14 protein-coding genes are annotated in these 18,221 nt (G+C 66.5%); 4 read left to right on the plus strand and 10 right to left on the minus strand.

Annotated features, from left to right (window positions below; genetic code table 11):
• Positions 1 to 76: 76 nt before the first annotated feature.
• The 4 genes from ACYQ4T_RS03180 to ACYQ4T_RS03195 form a co-directional block, all read right to left on the minus strand.
• Positions 77 to 922, minus strand: a complete 846-nt coding sequence (locus ACYQ4T_RS03180; protein WP_459850789.1) for a hypothetical protein — start codon at positions 920 to 922, stop codon at positions 77 to 79.
• 90 nt (positions 923 to 1,012) lie between these two features.
• Positions 1,013 to 2,383, minus strand: coding sequence for a hypothetical protein (locus tag ACYQ4T_RS03185; protein WP_459850791.1), 1,371 nt, complete (start codon positions 2,381 to 2,383; stop codon positions 1,013 to 1,015).
• A 945-nt stretch (positions 2,384 to 3,328) separates the two neighbouring features.
• Positions 3,329 to 4,879: a DHA2 family efflux MFS transporter permease subunit gene (locus ACYQ4T_RS03190; RefSeq protein WP_459850792.1), complete on the minus strand. Its 1,551-nt coding sequence runs from the start codon at positions 4,877 to 4,879 to the stop codon at positions 3,329 to 3,331.
• Positions 4,880 to 4,904: 25 nt separating this feature from the next.
• The gene (locus tag ACYQ4T_RS03195; RefSeq protein WP_459850794.1) at positions 4,905 to 6,017 is read right to left on the minus strand and encodes an HlyD family secretion protein; all 1,113 of its coding nucleotides are present in this window, start codon (positions 6,015 to 6,017) and stop codon (positions 4,905 to 4,907) included.
• A 178-nt stretch (positions 6,018 to 6,195) separates the two neighbouring features.
• Here ACYQ4T_RS03195 and ACYQ4T_RS03200 point away from each other — a divergent pair, with 178 nt between their 5' ends.
• Complete coding sequence (locus ACYQ4T_RS03200; RefSeq protein WP_459850795.1) at positions 6,196 to 6,852, plus strand: TetR/AcrR family transcriptional regulator; 657 nt, start codon at positions 6,196 to 6,198, stop codon at positions 6,850 to 6,852.
• A 4-nt stretch (positions 6,853 to 6,856) separates the two neighbouring features.
• Here the strand turns inward: ACYQ4T_RS03200 and ACYQ4T_RS03205 are convergent, their stop codons facing one another.
• The gene (locus tag ACYQ4T_RS03205) at positions 6,857 to 8,524 is read right to left on the minus strand and encodes a glycosyltransferase family 4 protein (RefSeq protein ID WP_459850797.1); all 1,668 of its coding nucleotides are present in this window, start codon (positions 8,522 to 8,524) and stop codon (positions 6,857 to 6,859) included.
• A 335-nt stretch (positions 8,525 to 8,859) separates the two neighbouring features.
• Between ACYQ4T_RS03205 and ACYQ4T_RS03210 the strand changes: the two genes are divergently transcribed.
• The gene (locus ACYQ4T_RS03210) at positions 8,860 to 9,450 is read left to right on the plus strand and encodes a GNAT family N-acetyltransferase (RefSeq protein WP_459850799.1); all 591 of its coding nucleotides are present in this window, start codon (positions 8,860 to 8,862) and stop codon (positions 9,448 to 9,450) included.
• On the opposite strand, the gene ACYQ4T_RS03215 is transcribed toward ACYQ4T_RS03210, so the two are convergent.
• Positions 9,422 to 10,348 carry a LysR family transcriptional regulator gene (locus ACYQ4T_RS03215; RefSeq protein WP_459850801.1) on the minus strand — a complete coding sequence of 309 codons (927 nt, stop codon included), beginning with the start codon at positions 10,346 to 10,348 and terminating at the stop codon, positions 9,422 to 9,424. The two genes, ACYQ4T_RS03210 and ACYQ4T_RS03215, sit on opposite strands and share 29 nt — an antisense overlap.
• Before the next feature lie 131 nt (positions 10,349 to 10,479).
• Between ACYQ4T_RS03215 and ACYQ4T_RS03220 the strand changes: the two genes are divergently transcribed.
• Positions 10,480 to 14,052 (plus strand): ABC transporter ATP-binding protein, encoded by a 3,573-nt coding sequence (locus ACYQ4T_RS03220; protein ID WP_459850803.1) that lies wholly within the window; start codon positions 10,480 to 10,482, stop codon positions 14,050 to 14,052.
• Here the strand turns inward: ACYQ4T_RS03220 and ACYQ4T_RS03225 are convergent, their stop codons facing one another.
• From ACYQ4T_RS03225 to ACYQ4T_RS03235, 3 genes are all read right to left on the minus strand, one after another.
• Positions 14,053 to 14,706 carry a response regulator gene (locus ACYQ4T_RS03225; RefSeq protein ID WP_459850805.1) on the minus strand — a complete coding sequence of 218 codons (654 nt, stop codon included), beginning with the start codon at positions 14,704 to 14,706 and terminating at the stop codon, positions 14,053 to 14,055.
• The gene (locus ACYQ4T_RS03230; protein WP_459850807.1) at positions 14,703 to 16,052 is read right to left on the minus strand and encodes a HAMP domain-containing sensor histidine kinase; all 1,350 of its coding nucleotides are present in this window, start codon (positions 16,050 to 16,052) and stop codon (positions 14,703 to 14,705) included. Before ACYQ4T_RS03230 ends, ACYQ4T_RS03225 begins: the two co-directional genes overlap by 4 nt.
• A 179-nt stretch (positions 16,053 to 16,231) precedes the next feature.
• On the minus strand, positions 16,232 to 16,927 hold the full coding sequence (locus tag ACYQ4T_RS03235) for a PadR family transcriptional regulator (RefSeq protein ID WP_459850809.1): 696 nt from the start codon (positions 16,925 to 16,927) through the stop codon (positions 16,232 to 16,234).
• A 97-nt stretch (positions 16,928 to 17,024) separates the two neighbouring features.
• Between ACYQ4T_RS03235 and ACYQ4T_RS03240 the strand changes: the two genes are divergently transcribed.
• On the plus strand, positions 17,025 to 17,345 hold the full coding sequence (locus tag ACYQ4T_RS03240; protein ID WP_459850811.1) for a DUF2218 domain-containing protein: 321 nt from the start codon (positions 17,025 to 17,027) through the stop codon (positions 17,343 to 17,345).
• Here ACYQ4T_RS03240 and ACYQ4T_RS03245 read toward each other — a convergent pair.
• Entirely contained in the window at positions 17,342 to 18,199 is an 858-nt protein-coding gene (locus ACYQ4T_RS03245) for a metallophosphoesterase family protein (protein ID WP_459850813.1), read from the minus strand. The genes ACYQ4T_RS03240 and ACYQ4T_RS03245 overlap by 4 nt on opposite strands.
• Between the last annotated feature and the right edge of the window lie 22 nt (positions 18,200 to 18,221).

Here is an 18,221-nt window from a genome sequence, read left to right on the forward strand (position 1 = left end):
ATTGCCTTCACGGCGAGCAAGAGACCTTCGCCGACAACCCCGAGGCCCAAATCTTCGACCGCGTGCTTGAAGCGGTTCAGCGCGGCGTTGTCGCCGGTTTCGTGGCCAGGACCTCAGCAATTGGATTGGCGAGGGCCGGTTGCTCCTGCATCAGGTTGGCAAGGCCAGGATCATCGGGCCCCATTGTCAGGAACGCCGAAAGACTGCCGGCGCCGAGCATCGGCAATTTTCCGGTCCCTCCGAAACCCGGTATGCGCCGAGCCAGCGCAAGCCCGGTGAGAAAGGATGCCGTGCTCCGGATCAGCGAGCCGGTGACGGTGTCTCCGTGCTCGATCGACTTGAAGCCCTCGGCGAATTGCTTGAACTCCGGCGAGTTCATTTCGGGATTTGATGTGTCCGGATTTCCAAGCAATGTAGAAAATCGAAGGTCTGCGACATTACGATTGAGCCAACCCGAAAGCTCATCGACCGCCAGCAATGTGTTTCCGATTCCGTCGGAGACGCCCGCAAATAATTGCTTCGGGCCTTCGACAAAGATGCCTTTACCGATGTCCCAAACGACCGGCGCCGCCGATCCACCCCAGTACTCCGCACCGGCGGGCGCGGGGCCAGGATTGACCAGCGCATCGATCATGGTTCGAGGCGCCGCCCCGGCATTCGCGGGACTTGGTCGATGGTTGCCGAGCTTCTCGGTGCGACGGATATAGAGATCGAGCGCCTGCACGCTCATTCCGCCGTAGACCTCTGCATCTCCCAAGCCCCCAGCTTCATCCACGCGCTGCTGCGCTTCAGCTAAGGTCACGGTCGGAAGAGCAGATCCACGGACGCGCGGCATGAACTGCGCGCCGAGTGGCGGCGCGATATCTGCTCTGTCATCGCCCTCGGATGCCGGAACTGCCTCAAGCTGCGTCTGAAATGTCATTTATAATCAACCAAAAATTGTATACAGAGACGCAGAATGCTTCGCAAGCATCGGCGCTCTAAAGCATCAGCGAGGTGGTTCGGGCCGCCCCTAAATCCCGCCGCTTTGGAGCAACTCCGGCCACAGGATGGTGATCGGCTTTCCTTCGATCGTCACCGGTGCTCCCGTAGGCGCCCGAAAATAGAGCCCTTGCTCGTCGCCCCTTGTGGTCCAATAACCATTGTTGGCCAATGCCAACTTGATGAACTCTGCTGGTAGGCTCTGCAGATGCGCCGGTTTATCCACCTTGCCGTAGTCGATTGAATCGGTTGTGTACTTCGGCAGCATTTCGGCGATGACACCGGCGTCATAATTGCGCGGGATGCGGTAATAGTGGCCGTTGAACTGTTGTGCAGAGTAACGATCGGTCGCCACCTCGAGGGCGGCACGCTCTGCGGCTTCCGCAGGCTCCAGGTGCTGTGTCTCGATATAACTTAGGGTCAGCGCATAGACGGAAGTCATGATGCGCTCAAACACCTGCGCGCCGCCTGGTTGCTCGCTGAAGCTCGGCGCCAATTCATCGAGCGCGCTCCGCACGCGGCTAAGAACATTCTGCGCCGAATACTTCTTCGGCGGCGATGCTTCCAGAGCGGCGGTGCCGCCATTGCCATTGATCTCGAGCAGCTGTGCACGAACGCGACCCTGCTCCGAGTCGAGCATGAGCGCGACATTCACTAGAGGACCGGCCTTTCTACTCGACTGCTCGAGCAGCTCCTTCCAATCGTCCCCGAGAGCTTCTTTCATCTGCGGGATCGCGTCGGCACCGTCCGGTCCGGTGGCGACCTTCAAATAGAAGTCGCCCATCGCCTCCGGCAATACGCGCACATTCTTGTCATTGACGCCGCGCGCCAGCTGCGCTTGGCGGGAGAGTTCGATGGTCTTTTGCAGGAGATCGACGTTGTCGGGATTCTTGGCAACTTCATCCCAGCCCCTCTGCACCTCCGGCACCCATTGCCGTACGTAGGCTTCTGGGCTGTGCTTGAGTGCCGCCGCTTTAATCCGACGCTGCTCCTGGATATTCTTCAGCCGGTCGATGAGTCCCTGGTCATGCGGCTTTGCGCCCAAATCGACCTTGATGCGAGTTTCGAGCTCTTGGTCCTGCGCCTCCGTCTGCGCGGGGATGATGAAGCTGTCGTGGCCGATCGTGCGTTCGCGCGCCAACGCAGCTTGAATCTCCTGATACTTGTCGGGAAATGCCTTCTTGATGACGTCAAGGTCGGCCAGATTGTATTCGCCCGTCTCGCGTGCCGCATTGAAGGCCCGATTGATCACGACCTTGCCGTCCGCCTGCAGCTTCTCCTGCTGCTGCTGCCGCACGAGATGCGCCTCGCTTTCGCGCAGCGCGCGCTTGCTCTTGATCGTATCGCGGTAGGATTGCGCGTCGTCGTTGGTGAGCACACCATCCAGCTTGCCGGAACCCAAGACCCTGTCCGCTGCCTCCAGATCGCGCTCGATGAGCGCGTCCAGGCCCCGCCTTGGCCAACGCATGCTTGGCAATCGAGCTGAACTCGATTTTGCGGTCGGCGCCGAGATGGCGGTTGGCAGCGAGTGTTTCGTCGATCAACCCAACCGCGGTATCGTAGTTGGCGAAGTCGTGGGCAACGAGCTTGGACTGGCCCTCCAACAGTGATTGCAGCGCGGCCGCGTCGCGCTTCAGCGTGGCAACCGTTCTCTCCTGGATCCCGGTTGTCGCCGCCGAGACGCGATACGCATCCATGTAGCCGCGGACATAGCGCTGAACGCGAGGATCGGAATATTCCTTCAAGGCTTCTTCGGTGGCACGCGTGATCGCCGCGTTGATCTTGTCTGGGTAATCCGCGAGGCCGGGCGCCGCCTGCGCCTTGAGCTCAGGCAGTTGCTCGGCGATCTGAAGTTGAAGCTGGTTTACCAGCGCGGCTGCTTTCGGTTGGTCGATTTCCCATTGCTTCTCGGCGCGTAGCGCATCGGCCTTCTGCACCGCGCTCGCTGCGCCCGTCGCGGCGCTAACGAGATCGGATACTCCTGCGCCAAAGGATTCGGCGAGGCTCGGGCCGGCTTGCGGCGCGACGATACTGCCCTGCGGCAGCACGCCTCGTTCCCACATCTGGAAATCAGCCATGCCGGACGCCTCCCTGCTTGGGGCCTGATTGCGGTGCGCGTGAATCGAAGCGGCCTGCGAGGGGTGCGCTGATCTGGACCTCGCGGCCTAATCCAGTGATCTGGTGCCACGCCCCAGCAGGAGGCGCGTCAATGATGAACACACCATAGTGATATTTTCATTGGAAGGCAAGGGGTCGGTTGCAGCTATTCCTCGAAGCTCGCGCTTAGGTCGTTATGCCTATGCCGGAAAGCCACAAGTGCGCGGAGGAGGCACCCCCCTCGCTTCGCTTAATGCGCCTCTGCCGAGGCCTTCGCCGGCGCTGTGCGCGGCTTGGAGAGCAGCGGGATGAACAGCAGGCCGCCGATGAAGATCGCCGCCATCACCAGCTGGGTGTCGGCGAGCGTGAGCGTCTCCGCCTGCTGGCGGACCAACCGCGTCAGCAGCTTCAAGCCGGCGAGCGTGCCGGAATCCCCCAGCGCATCGCCCATCGCGCCCTGGGCGCCGTCGAGATAGGCTTGCAGGTTCGGGTTGCTGGGGGTGAGGCCCTCGACCAGCCGCGCCCAATGCAGCGCGAAGCGGTCGTTGATGATGGTGTTGATGCCCGCGAGGCCGATGGCACCGCCCAGGTTGCGCATCAGGTTGTAGAGGCCGCTGGCATTCTTCAGCCGGGCCGGCGGCAGGGTGCCGAGCGCCACCGCGTTGATCGGGATGAACAGGAACATCAGCGCGAAGCCGCGCACCGCCTGCGGCAGGAAGAACTCCCAGAAGCCCCATTCCGAGGTCATATAGGTCTGCAGCCAGACGCCGCCGCCGAACATCAGCAGGCCAAAGGCGAGCATGATCCTGAGGTCGAGCTTGCCGGCGAGGCGGCCGGCGATCGGCGCCGACATGAACTGGAAGACCCCGGTCACGAACATGATCTGGCCGATCTGCAGCGCGTTGAAGCCGCGCACCTGGCCGAGGAAGACCGGTGTCAGATAGGTCGAGCCGTAGAGGCCGATGCCGATGATGAAGCTGTACATGCAGCCCAGCGCGAAATTCTTGTCGGCGAAGCCGCGCAGGTCGACGATCGGCGCCCGGTAGGTGAAGCTGCGCCAGAAGAACAGCACGGCGAACAGCGCGGCGACCACGGCGGCGTTGCGGATCGCCGCGTCCTCGAACCAGTCTTGGCGCGGCCCTTCCTCGATCGCGTATTGCATGCAGCCGAGGAACACCGCCATCAGGATGAGGCCGGTCGTGTCGAAGTCCTTCAGCAGCGACTTGTCCGACTTGTCGAAATCGACCAGCAGCCAGACGCCGACCGAGACCACGATGCCCGGCAGCAGGTTGGCCAGGAACAGCCAGTGCCAGGAGAAGGTCTGGGTGAGATAGCCGCCCAAGGTCGGGCCCAGGGTCGGCGCCATGGTCGCGACCAGGCCCATCAGCACCGAGAGGAAGTTGCGCTTCTCCGGCGGGAAGACGATGAAGGAGGTGGCGAAGACCGTCGGGATCATCGCGCCGCCCAGGAAGCCCTGCAGCGCCCGGAAGACGATCATCGAGTTGATGTCCCAGGCCAGCGCGCAGAGCATGCTGGTGAGGGTGAAGCCCGCCGCCGCGATCGAGAAGAAGACCCGCGTCGACATCAGCCGCGACAGGATGCCGGTCAGCGGGATCATCACCACCTCGGCGATCAGGTAGGAGGTCTGCACCCAGCTGATCTCGTCGGCGCTGGCGGCCAGCCCGGCTTGGATCTCGGCGATCGAGGAGGAGACGATCTGGATGTCCAGGATCGCCATGAACATCCCGAACACCATGATCATGAACCCGACCCAGTCGCGGGTGGTGAGCGGGCGGTTCATCTCAGGCTTTCCTTAGAAGCAGCGCTTACTTCTGGTCGCTGGCGACGGCGGCGCCGAACAGCAGGCCGCCCGCGGCGATCTTCGGCGCCTTGTCGCTCTCGCCCGGAACCTTGGGGCCGGTGCGGGTGTCGACATCGACCACCACCGAGAGGCCCGGCCGCAGCAACCCGTGCAGCGGATTGTCCGCCGGCAGTGCGATCCGCACCGGCACGCGGCGCACGATCTTGGTGAAGTTGCCGGTCGCGTTCTCCGCCGGCAGCAGGCTGAACTCGGCGCCGCTTGCGGGCGCGAAGCTTTCGACCGTGCCGATCAGCTTCTCGCTGGGGAAGGCATCGACCGAGATCGCGACCTCCTGGCCCGGCCGCATCCGGTCGAGCTGGGTCTCCTTGAAATTGGCGACCACATGGACCTCGGTCGGCACCAGCGACAGGAGCTGGGTGCCGGCCTTCACATACTGGCCGACCCGCACGCCGCGATTGCCCACGACGCCGTCGATCGGCGCCTTGATCACGGTGCGGTCGAGGTTGATCTCGGCCAGCTTCAAGGTCGCGGCGGCCTCCATCTGCTTGGCCTCGGCTTCCTTGCGCGAGGCCTGGTAGACGCCGAGCTGGGTCTGCTCCGCGGCGAGCTCGGCCGAGCTTTCGGAGACGGCGGCCTGCGCCTTCACGTAAGCCGCGGTCGCCTCGTCGAGGTCCTGGGTCCCGATCACCTTGCTCTCGATCAGCTTCTTGTAGCGGTCATAGACCGTCTTCGCGCGCGTCAGCTCCGCGGCGGCGCTGCGCTGCTGGGCGACGATCTGGTCGATCTTGGTCTGCTGCCAGGTGATCTGGCTGTCGATCGTGGCGATCGAGGCGGCCGCGGCGGCCGCGCTGGCTTGCGCTTCGGCCACCCGCGCGCGGAAGTCGTCGCTCTCGATGGTGACCAGGACGTCGCCGGCCTTGACCGCCTGGTTGTCGCCGACCGCGACCTCGGCCACCTTGCCCTCGACCAGCGGGCTCACGACCGAGATGTCGCCCTCGACATAGGCGTTGTCGGTGCTCTCCTGGAATCGGCCGGTCTGCCACCAATAGGCTCCACCGCCGACCGCCCCGGCTGCTACAATCAGCACCAGGAGAAGACGAATCGCGAGCTTGACCATGGCGGATATCCTTTCCTCATCAGAGGCTTAGCGGCGCTCAGTCGATCAAACTGAACCGTACAGTTTAGTCTTGACGGAGATTGGTGCCCGGACTAACTAGAGTCAAGCGCGAACTGAACCGTTCAGTTCAGTCAGCTGTGCGCTGGATCACACTTCGTATCGACCTTGGAGTGAGAGAATGAGTTCCGCCCCGCTGGCCCAATCGGTGGCCGAGACCTTCGCCCCCTCGGCGGGCCGCCGCCCGGAGAAGACCGAGGCGATCCTCGATGCCGCCGGCCAGCTGTTCCGCGAGCATGGCTACGGCGCGGTCAGCATGGACCAGATCGCCCGCGCGGCCGGCGTCTCCAAGGCGACCGTCTATGCCCATTTCGAGAGCAAGGACCGGCTGTTCGCTTCGATGGTCCACAATGCCTGCCGCGTCTATGCCGAAGGCCTGATGCCGGCGCTGACCGAGATGGAGGATGTGCGCGAGGCGCTGACCCAGATCTGCCGCGAGATCGAACGCTTCCTGCTGGCGCCGAAGACCCTCGGCATCTACCGCGTGATCATCGCCGAAGGCCCGCGCTTCCCCGAACTGGTGCAGGCCTTCGTCGAATCCGGGCCGCTGCCGTTCCGCAAGATGCTGGCCGCCTTCTTCGAGGCGAACAACCGGCGCGGCACCTTGAACGTTCCCAACCCGCGGCTCGCCGCCCATCAGCTGATCTGGCTGGTGCGCGGCCCGCTCTACCTGCAGCGCATGCTCGATCTCGGCGACCTGGCGAAGGACGAGCCGACCGCCGACGACGTCGTCGCCGGCGCGGTCGAGATGTTCATGAAGGGCTACGCGGCGAAATAGAGCGCTAGCTCTTCCGTATCCGCACCAGCCCCAGCTTGGCCAGCCAGAGCAGGCTGCGCGCGCGAGTGCTCTGCGTCTCGCGCGATCCATCCTGCGCGATCTGCGCCACCGACCGGCTGCCGCCCTTCAATGACTCCAGCACGCGATGCATCTCCGCGGCCGGCGGGTTCACCGCCCGGGCGAAGCTGATCAGCGCCGAGCTGGTGACGCCGTCGAAGGTCGCCGGCGTCGCGCCCGGCGCCAGCTCGATCTTGTCATCCGGCGCCAAGGTCGACGTCGCATAGCCGGCGAAGGCCTGGTAGGGATCGGCGCGGGTCGGCTGCACCGGCTGCCCGGCCAGCCGCGGCACGGATTCCGGCGCACTCTTGCGGCGCTCGGCGAGCTCGGCCCAGAGCTGCTGGTACTGCTTCACGACCACCCGCCAGTCGAATAAAGCCACCGCGCGTTCGCGGGCGGCCGCGCCCATCTGCCGGCGCAAGTTGGGATCGCCGGCGAGCCGCGCATAGGCCGCGGTGCAGGCCTCGGGATCGACCGCGACGAACTGGCTGGTGAAGCCGCAATAGTGATCGTAGTTGTCGAGCTGGTTGGCATGGCGGTCGGCGAGATCCTCCGACCAGCCGGGCGGCGGCATGATGGTGGGTACGCGGATGCCGTCGATGCCGTCGCGCACGGTGTCGCGATAGCCGTCCCAGTCGGTCACCACGCAGGGCAGGCCGGCCGCCATGCCCTCGACCGGCGCCAGGCCGTAGGTCTCCTGGATATTGTCCGAGAGCGAGGTGAAGATGTCGGCGGCGGCCCAGGCCTGGTCCCGCGCCGGGGCGTTGCGGCCATCGACGAAGCGGCAGCGCACCGAGGGGCAGAAGGTCTGCGCACCCGACTTGAACGCTTTCTCGATGAACTCGTTGGCGAACCAGCCGGCCTGCAGCAGGTGGATCTTACGCCCCGGCATCGTGCGCGCCAGGCGCTCGAGCCCCAGATACATCGGCAGCGGATGCGCCTTGGCATGAAAGCTCAGGCGGCCGACGAACAGCACCACGATGTCGTCCTCGGCGATGCCGAGCGCGGCGCGGCTCTGGCCGCGCTTGGCGGCATCGGGCGTGAAACGCGCGGTGTCGATACCGAGCGGAATGACGGGAAGCTGCGGCCGCGGGAACTTCTGCGCGCCGAGCCGGGCGCCGAGGAACTCGGCCTGGGCCTCGAGCACGAAATCGACCGTCTGCTTCACCACCGTCGAGGTGCAGACCAGCGCGTCCCAGTCCTGCGCCGGCGAGAGCTGCAGGCCGGAGATCCAGTCCATGGCGCCGGCCGAGGCGGTGGTATGCGTGATGCCGACGATCGAATAGGCACGCTGGTCGAAATGCCGCCGCCGCCAGGCATGCAGCGAGACCGAGGGATCGGGCAGATAGAGCGTGCCGGCCTTGGCCGGCGCGCGCGCATCGATCTCGTTCAGCCACTCGACCGGCCGGTTGTTGCCGTTGGCCTCGACCGCGGCGTTGAAATGATCGGCCTGCTCGCGGCGCGGCGCGTAGCAATAGAGCTTGTCCACGTCGGCATGCTGCACGAAGCCCTTGAGGAAGCCCTCGCCGGCGGCTTGTCTTCCCATCAGCCGCGGCCCGCTGGTCTCGAATCCCTCCGGCCGATAGAGAATCGCGGCATTCGCGCCGGAAGCCATGCTGATCTTCCCCCCTGGTCTTGAAGGGGCGTTCGCATGTGGATCCCCTCTCCCCCTGTGGGAGAGGGTTGCAAGGCTTAGCGAGCAAACCGAGCTTAGCCGTAGCTGGGTGAGGGGTTGCGCGCCGCAGGCGCGCGCGCACCTCTGGGTGCGCCCCCCATCCAACTGCGGCTACGCTCGGCTGCGCCTCGCCAAGCCTCCGTATCCTTCTCCCACGAGGGGAGAAGGGCACATGCGATTGCCTTCTTCGTGCCGGAGGCGAGCATAACCACCACGGCAGGGCGGGCGAAGGGGGAAGTTGCACCGGCTGTGACGGCGCCCATAAAGTGGCCCGCATGAGCGAAAAGCTGTCCTTTCACCCGCTGACGCCGGAGCGCTGGCCGGATCTCGAGCGCCTGTTCGGGCCGAACGGCGCCTATTCCGGCTGCTGGTGCATGTTCTGGCGCCAGACCGGGCCGGACTGGCATGGCTGCACGGGTGCCGGTCGCAAGCAGGCGTTCAAGTCGCTCTGCGCCAAGGCCGACACGCCGCCCGGCGTCATCGCCTATCGCGGCGACGCGCCGGTCGGCTGGGTCGCGATTGCGCCCCGCGCGGATTACAAACGCCTCGCCGCGGCGCGCGTGCTGGTGCCGCTGGACGACAAGCCGGTCTGGTCGATCACGTGTTTCTTCATCCACCGCACGGCGCGGCGGCAGGGCTTGATGGAGAAGCTGATCCATGCCGCGGTCGATTTCGCGCGGGGCGAGGGCGCCACGATCGTCGAAGCCTATCCGCGCCCGACCATCGGCAGGACGGATTCGGCGACGCTCTATGTCGGCACGGTGAATTGCTTCGAACGCGCTGGCTTCAAGGTGATGGCGCGGCCGAGCGAGAAACGCGCCGTGATGCGCAAGTCGCTCAGGAGGCGACGCGCAGAGCGGGCTTAGGCCCTCGTCTTGCCGCCTGCCGGCCTTCGAGCAGGGCGCGGTCCTCGTGGAACAGCCGGATGATCGCGTCCATCACCGCGCGGACCCGGGGCAGGGCGCGCAGATCGCGGTGCACCAGCAGCCACTGCTCGGCGATCACTTCCTTCAGCGGCGCGATGCGCCGCAGCGTCGGATCCGGATCGGCGAGATAGCAGGGCAGCACCGCGAGCCCGGCGCCGCTGCGGGTCGCCTCGGCCAGGATCTGCCAGTCGTTGGTGCGGATGACCGGCCGCTTGTCCTCGAGCAGGTCGTGGATCCAGGCCTGGCCCGGCATATAGGCATGCTCTTCGTCGAAGCCGATCCAGTTCATCTTGCGCAACGCCTCGCGCGACGTGCCGCCGAGGGCGAGACCGGCGGCGCCGTAGATCGCGTAGCTCGCGGCGCCGAGCTTGCGGGTGACGATCGAGGCGAGATCCGGCACCTTGTCGCGGATCATCAGGTCGGCCTCGCGCCGGGAGAGATTGGCCAGCGTGTGGGTCGCCACCAGCTCGAACTCGATGCAAGTCAGGTTGTGGCGCAGCCGCGGGAGATTGCGCGCCAGGTAGTCGGTGATCGCCTCGCCGGCGGAGATCCGCACCGTGCCCAGCGTGTCGCCGTTCATGCCGGCGCTGCGGCGGTGGATCGAGGCCGCCGCTTCCTCCATCGCCTGCACGTCGCCGAGCAGGGCCTCGCCGGCCGAAGTCAGCACGAAGCGGTCGGGCAGCCGGTCGAATAGCCGCGCCCCGACGGTGGCCTCGAGCTGCTTCACCCGCCGCGCCACGGTCGGGTGGCTGACATTGAGCTTCTTGGCGACCGCGGTGAGCTTCCCCTCGCGCGCCAGGGCCAGAAAAATCCGCAGGTCGTCCCAGTTCTCGAACATGGCGAAAGTCTACCTTCGATCGCAGAAACCGCCCTGAACAAATTTATACAGTAGCGGTTCGATTTTGTCGAATTGTGAACATGGGCGTACAGCGTATCGTTGCGACCGATTCTGAACACGGAGTTCCCGCCATGCATTTCGACCGCCAGCTCTGGACCTTCACCGCCGGCGTCCGGCTGCGGATCGCCTGGGCGACGCTGATCGGCCTCCTGGCGGTCGGCCTCGGCATGGCGCGGCTGATGCTGCTCGCCTGGCTGATCGCCGAGGTCTTCGCCGGGCGCCATCTGGCCGATCTCGCGCTGCCGATCGCCGGCGTCGCCGCGATCATGATCCTGCGCGGCGCCTTCGAGCATGCGCGGGTCATGGTGGCGCATGAAACCGCGGCCAAGGTGCAGAAGCATCTTCGTCGCGTCATCTACGACAAGGTCGCGGCCTTGGGGCCGGGCGCCGTTGCACGACGGCGCAGCGGGGCGCTGGCACTCTCGCTGATCGACGGCGTCGAGCGGCTGGAAGTCTATTTCGGCCAGTTCCTGCCGCAATTCCTGGTCTCGCTGCTGGCGCCGCTGCTGATCTTCGCCGTCATCGCCTGGATCGACCTGCCGGTCGCCCTGGTGATGCTGGTCGCGGCTTTGGTCGCCTTGTTCGCGCCGGCGCTCTGGCACAAGCATGATTCCCGGCACTCGGCGCAGCATGAGGAGGCCTACAGCGCCTTCGCCGCCGAGTTCCTGGATTCGGTGCAAGGGCTCGCCACGCTGAAAGCCTTCGGACAGAGCGGCGCGCGCGCCAAGAGCCTGGAGGTGAAGGCGCAGGAGCTGTTCCGCCGCACCATGTGGGTGCTGGGTTTGAACGTGCTCTCCCGCGGCATCACCGACAGCGCCATTGCCTGCGGTGCGGCGGCAGGCCTGGCGCTCGGCGCCTTCCGGGTCGAGGACGGGTCGATGGCGATGGCGGGGCTGCTGATGATCCTGCTGCTCGGCGTCGAGCTGTTCCGCCCGATGCGCGAGCTGCGCTCGGTGCTGCACCAGGGCATGGTCGGCATGGCGGCGGCCAAAGGCATCCTCGACATCCTGGCCGACGAGCCGATCGTCGCCGACGCCCTGCCGCCGGTCGATTCGCGGCCGCTGACGCCCAGCATCGCCTTCGAGACCGTGCGCTTCCGCTATCCCGGAACGACGCGGGTCGTGCACCAGGGCCTCGACTTCCAGGTGACGGCGGGCGAGCGGATCGGCGTGGTGGGGTCGTCGGGTGGCGGCAAGTCCTCGATCGTGCGGCTGCTGCTGCGCTTCTACGACCCGGAGCAGGGCACCGTTCGCCTCGGCGGCCGCGACCTGCGCCAGCTCAGCTTCGCGCAGATCCGCGCGATGGTGGCGGTGGTCAGTCAGGACACTTTCCTGTTCCACGGCACGGTCGAGGAGAATATCCGCATGGGCCGCCCGGAGGCCTCCCATGCCGAGATCGAAGCCGCCGCCAAGACCGCGAACATCCACGGCTTCATCGCAAACCTGCCGCAAGGCTACGAGACCATCATCGGCGAGAAGGGCGTGAAACTCTCCGGCGGCCAGCGCCAGCGGGTGGCGATTGCGCGCGCTCTTCTGCGCGATGCGCCGATCCTGGTGCTGGACGAGGCGCTCTCCGCCGTCGATGCCGAGAACGAGGCGGTGATCCAGGAAGCGCTCGACCGGCTGATGAAGGGCCGTACCACGCTCGTCCTGGCGCATCGCCTTTCCAGCGTGATCGGCTGCGACCGCATCCTGGTGCTGGACGGCGGGCGCGTGGTCGAGAGCGGCCGCCATGCCGACCTCATGCGGCAAGGCGGTGTCTATGCCACGCTGATGGCCGAGCAGGCTTCGGAAGCGGCGCGCAGCGAGCCCATCGATGTCGATCTCGATGCGGCGGCCGAACGCCCCGGCGAGGCGGCACAGGCGGCGGTGAAGCCGCTCACCGAAGGCATCATCAAGGCCGAAGGCCTCGGCTGGCCGCAGCTGGTGGTCGAGCTGATGAAGCTGATCATGCCCTGGAAGGGTCGCCTGGCCTTGACCTTCTTCTTCGGCGTGACCCGCGTGGTCGCCTTCATCGGCGTCGGTGTCTTGAGCGCGCTCATCCTCGCCGCGCTCAAGAACGGCGAGACCTACAGCGGGCTGCTGATCGCGCTCGCCATCCTCGCGCCGCTCTCCGGCGTGCTGCATTGGCTGGAATCCTGGATCGCCCATGAGATGGCCTTCCGCCTGCTGGCGGAGATGCGGATCGCGGTGTTCCGCAAACTCGACGCGCTGGCGCCGGCCTACCTCACGCGCCGGCGCACCGGCGACTTGATGGCGCTCGCCACCCATGACATCGAGCTGGTCGAATATTTCTTCGCCCATACCGTGGCGCCGGCCTTCGTCGCCGTGCTGGTGCCGGCGACGGTGCTGGCGGTGCTCGGCTGGGCCAGCCCCTGGCTCGCCGTGGCGCTGCTGCCCTTCCTGATCGCGGTCGGCCTGAGCCCGTTCCTGATGCGCAAGCGCGTCGATCACCTGGGCTCGCGCGCCCGCGAGGCGGCCGGCGAGCTCGGCGCCTTCGCGATCGATTCCCTGCAGGGCATGGGCGAGATCGTCGCCTTCCAGCAGGAGGCGCGCCGCGGTGCCACGCTGGATCAACTGTCGGACCGGCATATCGCCCTCCGCAAGCCTTTCTTCCGCGAGCTCACCTTGCAGCAGGCCTTGCTCGAGATCTTCACCGGCCTGGGCGGCCTCGCCATCGTGGTGGTCGGAGGCGTGCTGGCGCTCGATGGTATCGTGGATGCCGCGATCCTGCCGCTGCTGACCATTCTCGCCATGGCGGCCTTCTTGCCGGTCTCGGAGATCGCGCAGGTCGGGCGGCAGCTCGCCGATACCTTGGGCGCCACGCGGCGCATCTATGCCTTATACAACGAGCCGGTCCCGGTAACCGACGGGCCGGGTGTCGCGCTGCCGCAGGGACCGGTCGCGCTCGCCTTGCAGGACGTGACCTTCCAGTATCCGGGCCAGACACGGCCGGCGCTGCAGGGCGTGGGCTTCGCCATCCCGGCGGCGCAGACCGTGGCGCTGGTCGGACCTTCGGGTGCGGGCAAGACCACGGCGGCGCAGCTGCTGATGCGCTTCTGGGATCCCGACCAGGGCCGCGTCACCATGAACGGCAGCGATCTCCGCCAATACCAGCTCGACGACCTGCGTCGCCAGATCGCCCTGGTCTCGCAGGACACCTATCTCTTCAACGACACGCTGCGGGCCAATATCCTCATCGCGCGGCCCGATGCAGGCGAGGAGGAGCTCCGCGCCGCGATCGACCACGCGGCGCTCGGCGATCTGGTGGAGGCCCTGCCCGATGGCTTGGACGCGATGGTCGGCGAGCGCGGCACCAGCCTCTCCGGCGGCCAGCGTCAGCGCGTCGCGATCGCCCGCGCGTTCCTGAAGGACGCGCCGGTCCTGATCCTCGACGAGGCGACCTCGCATCTCGACGCCGTCAACGAGCAGCTGGTGCGCCGGGCGCTCGACCGGCTGCAGGCCGACCGCACCACCATCGTCATCGCGCACCGGCTCTCCACCGTGCGCGACGCCGATCTCATCGTGGTGCTGGACGGCGGCAGGCTGATCGAGACCGGCACGCATGAGGCGCTGTTGATGAAAGGCGGACTCTATGCGCGGCTGGTTTCGCGCCAGCTCAGCGCCGGCATCGCCGCGCAGTGATCAGCCGGCCTTCAGTTCCATCAACCCCTGGCGCAGGGCGAGCCGGACCAATTCAATGTCCGAGTCGACGCCGAGCTTGCTCTTGATTAGCGAATGCAGGTTGGCGACGGTCTTCGGGCTGAGGTTGAGCAGCTGGGCGATCTCGTCGGTCGAGCGTTCGGCAAGCAGCAGTGTGAGGATCTCGAACTCCCGCGCAGAGAGGATGTCGGCGGCATTCGCTTCTTCCGCCAGGCGGTTCAGGGCCAGTTCATGATCGATGTCGGGACTGAGCGCGATGTGGCCGGCGAGCACCTCGGCGACGGCGCGCAGCAGCGCTTCCGGCGGACTCATCTTGGTGACGTAGCCGCGGGCCCCGGCGCGGATCGCCTGCAGGGCGAAGGCCGGGTTCTGGTGCATGGTGAAGACCAGGATGCGCGCGGCGCGATCCCATTCCCGGATATGTCGGATCCCTTCGATGCCGCTGACGCCGGGCATGGTGAGGTCCATGATGACCAGGTCGGGTCGCGTGGCCTTGAACAGCTTATAGGCCGCCGCGCCGTCGCCGGCCTCGGCGACGACGCGCAAGCCCGGCTGCTTCTGCAGCACGGCGCGATAGCCTTCGCGGACCACGGCGTGGTCATCGACCAGCAGGATGGTGCGGTCGCCCTCCGTCATGCCGCGCGCTCCGCGATGTTTGCGACGGCGTCGATCGGGATGGTGGCACAGAGGATGGTGCCGGCGGCGTCTGACGTGATGCTCAACCGTCCGCCGAGGATCGCCACCCGCTCGCGCATGCCGAGCAGGCCCATGCCTGGTCGAGCCCCGGCCACGTCATGAGCCGGTCCGTCGTTCTCGACGCGCAGCTCGACTTCGCCGCCGCGCAACGCCAGCCGCAGCGTCACCAAGTTGGCGTCGGCGTGCTTGGCGGCATTGGTGATCGCTTCCTGCGCGATGCGATAGAGATCGACGCCGATAGAGACCGGCAGCTGGTCGAGCGGTCCTTCGAGCGCGATCTCGAAGCGCGGCCGGCCGCGGCTGCGGCCGTTCCAGCCGGAGACCAGTCCCTCGAGGCTGGCGGTGAGCCCCAGCTCCTCGACGTCGGGCGGGCGCAGCCGGAACAGCGTGCCACGCAGGCTCTCCATCATGGTCGTGGAGATGCGGCTGATGCTGTCGCATTCGGCGCTCTGGCCGGCGGAAGCGGCGAGGGCGCGGATCGCAGTCAGGTTCTGGCCGAACTCGTCGTGCAGCTCGCGCGCAAGACGCTTGCGCTCCTCGTCCTGGACCGAGATCAGCCGATGGGTCAGCGCGTTGCGCTCGGCGACGGTGCGCTGCAAGTCCTCGGCGAGGCGGTTGAAAACGGTGCGCACGGCCGAGAGCTCGGCAAGGTCGAAGGGCGGCAGGCGGGTCGACAGATCGTTGGCGGCGATCCGCTCGAGCCCGGTGCGGATCAGGCGGGTCGGCCGCAAGGCGCGCGCCAGCGCGGCATAGACCAGCGCGCAGAGCAGCAGCAGGGTCGCCAGCATCACGGCGAGGAACGGCCAGAGGCCATGCCAGACCTGCGCGACGATGGTCGCGTCGTCGAGCCAGGCGACGGTTTCGCCGATCACCTGCTGATGCGCCTGCACCGGCTTGCTCACTTCCCAGACCGGTCCGAACAGAGCCCGGTAGAGGGTCGCGAAGGAAGCCGGGATGCCGGCCGGGCCGGCTTCGGTGCCGCCGCAGATGCGCTGCAGCATATCGCCGCCGGCCGGCCGGTAGGCGATGCAGAGACCGGGCTCCATCACCACCGCCGCCGTGGCCTGCAGGTCGGGGAAAGGCGTCATCTGGACCTGCACCCATTCCAGCTTGCTCTGCTGCAGCTCCAGCGAGCTGGCGGCGAGCCGGGCAGCGCGGTCGAGCCGGCCGCGGGCCGCGCGATCGGCGTCGAGCAGCAGATAGGCCGCGCCGGCGGCAAAGCAGAGCGCGGCGATGGCGGCGATCCGCAGCGTGAGGCGGACCTTGAGATCGCTTTTCGGCATCATGCGCATCTCCGAATGACGTCCTGCTATTCAACCGCAAGGCACCGGGGGCTGCGCTCATCATTTGGGAGGAGAAGAAACGGTTGCGCTTGCGGTTGCGCACGGGCGCCACGGCTTCCTGGAAGCCCGGCGCCCGGCGCCTGTTGAAGGCCGGCCGTTGCAGAATGCGGGCTGATGCGAGACTACGCCTTCCTGCCGCGGATCTCGGCGGCCGCGCGCCGCAGGATCTCGGCGATCCGCTTGTGTTCCTCAGGCGAGGCGCGGAACTGCTCCATCAGCGCATGCTTGAGGTCGTGGCGCGCCTGCATGATCTCGACGATCGACTCGCGCCGGCTGGTCTTGCCGAAGCGGCGTTCGCCCAAGGGCCAGGTGCCGAGCTCGGAATCCTCGTCCCTCTCCTCCGCGCCCTCGTCCTCGTTCATCGCCTTCTGCGCGCGGGCGAAGCGGCGGCCGATCTCGGCGAGCTCATTCAGCATCGCTTGGGCGGTCTGCTGGTTCTCCTTCAGGAAAGCGGCGCCGGTCTCGGTGATCCGGTAGAGCTTCTTGTTGCCCTCGGCCTCCACCGAGGCGAAGCCGATCTCCTCGAGATAGGTGAGGGCGGGATAGATGACGCCGGGGCTCGGGCTGTAATAGCCGCTGGAGCGGCTCTCGAGCTCCTTGATCAGCTCATAGCCGTGCCGCGGATTCTCCTGCAGCAGGTGCAGCAGCAGGAGCTGGAGGTCGCCGGCGCCGAGCTTGCGGCCCATCCGGAAACCGTCGCCGCCGCCGCGGCCATGGCGCCCATGCCGGCCGAAGAAACCGCCGCCATGGCGATGTCCGCCGCGGCCCACACAGTCGTGGCGACCGCTATGTTCATGAAGTTCATGGAAAAAACGCATGTCTTTGTCTTTCGTTATTGTGTATGAGTGTATCTGTTGACATATCGTAAGATATATTCTGTCGTAGGAATGTCAAGATGCACGGAAAGGAAGGACGATGATGTTCGAGACCACGGCGCGTGTGCCCACCCTCAACGGCAGCCGCTATCTGCAGCAGCTCTGCAAGCACTGGAGCCACAACCTCAAGGTCGAGTTCACGCCGGAGGCGGGGACCGTGGTGTTCCCCAAGGACGCCCGCGGCGCCGACTGGCCGGGCGATGCGACGCTCACCTTGCAGGTGGAGCAGGGCATGCTGGAATGCCGGCTCGCAGCCAGCGCCGAGGCGCAACGCGAGGCCTTGAAGGGCGTGGTCTCCAGCCACCTCGACCGCTTCGCCTTCCGCGAAGGGCCGCTCAAGTTCGATTGGCGGGATGCCTAGTGCGCCAGTTCCACCACCAGCGCCGGATCGAAGTGCGGGTTGAGGTGCGTCGGGAAGTAGCCGCGCGGATTGCAGACCACCCGGGTCGATCCGATCCTGTAATCCGAGGAGGCATGGATGTGGCCGTGGACCCAGAGCTGCGGCCGTGTCCGCTCGATCAGCTCTTCCAAATCCGACGCATAGGCCGCGTTGATCGGGTCGCCTTGCCGGAAATCCGGCACGCTGCGGCCGCTCGGCGCGTGATGGGTCATCACGATGGTGACCCCGTCGAACGGCTGGGCCAGTTCTTGCTCGAGGTAGTTCCGGCTCTCGCGATGCAGGCGGAGGCAATCCGCCGGCGTCAGCGGGCGCTCGGCCCGGAGCAGGCCGCCGGCGGTCCGGATCATCCGGAAGTCGTTCATGGCGCGGTGGGCCTCATCCATCATGCGCGCCTGCCGCGCCGTGCCGAACAGCGCGAAATCGGTCCAGAGCGTGGCCGCGATGACCCGCGTCGGCGTGCCGTCGGCCGCAGTCATGGTCCAGGTCTCGCGTTCGAGCACGCGGACCGGATGCGCGCGGGCGACCGAGCATCGTTCCGCGCTCTGTCGCTCTGCCGCCAAAGACGCAGCGAGGCTGTCGCCATAGGCCTCGTGGTTGCCGAGGATGATCGCGACGGGTGCCGCGAAGGTTGCCGCGGCCCAAGCCGCGCCGCGGCGCTGCGTGTGAACATCCCCCGCCAACAGGACGAGATCGGCCGCAGCGCCGGCGCGAATCCCAGGTGGAAATTCACAATCGCCGAACTCGAGATGAAGATCCGAGAAGACGTGGAGGCGCATGGTTTCGATTTTATCATGCGCCGCGTTCGCCGGTGTCATGGGCTTAATATGCCGCGCGCAT

Source organism: Dongia sp. agr-C8 (assembly GCF_054658695.1).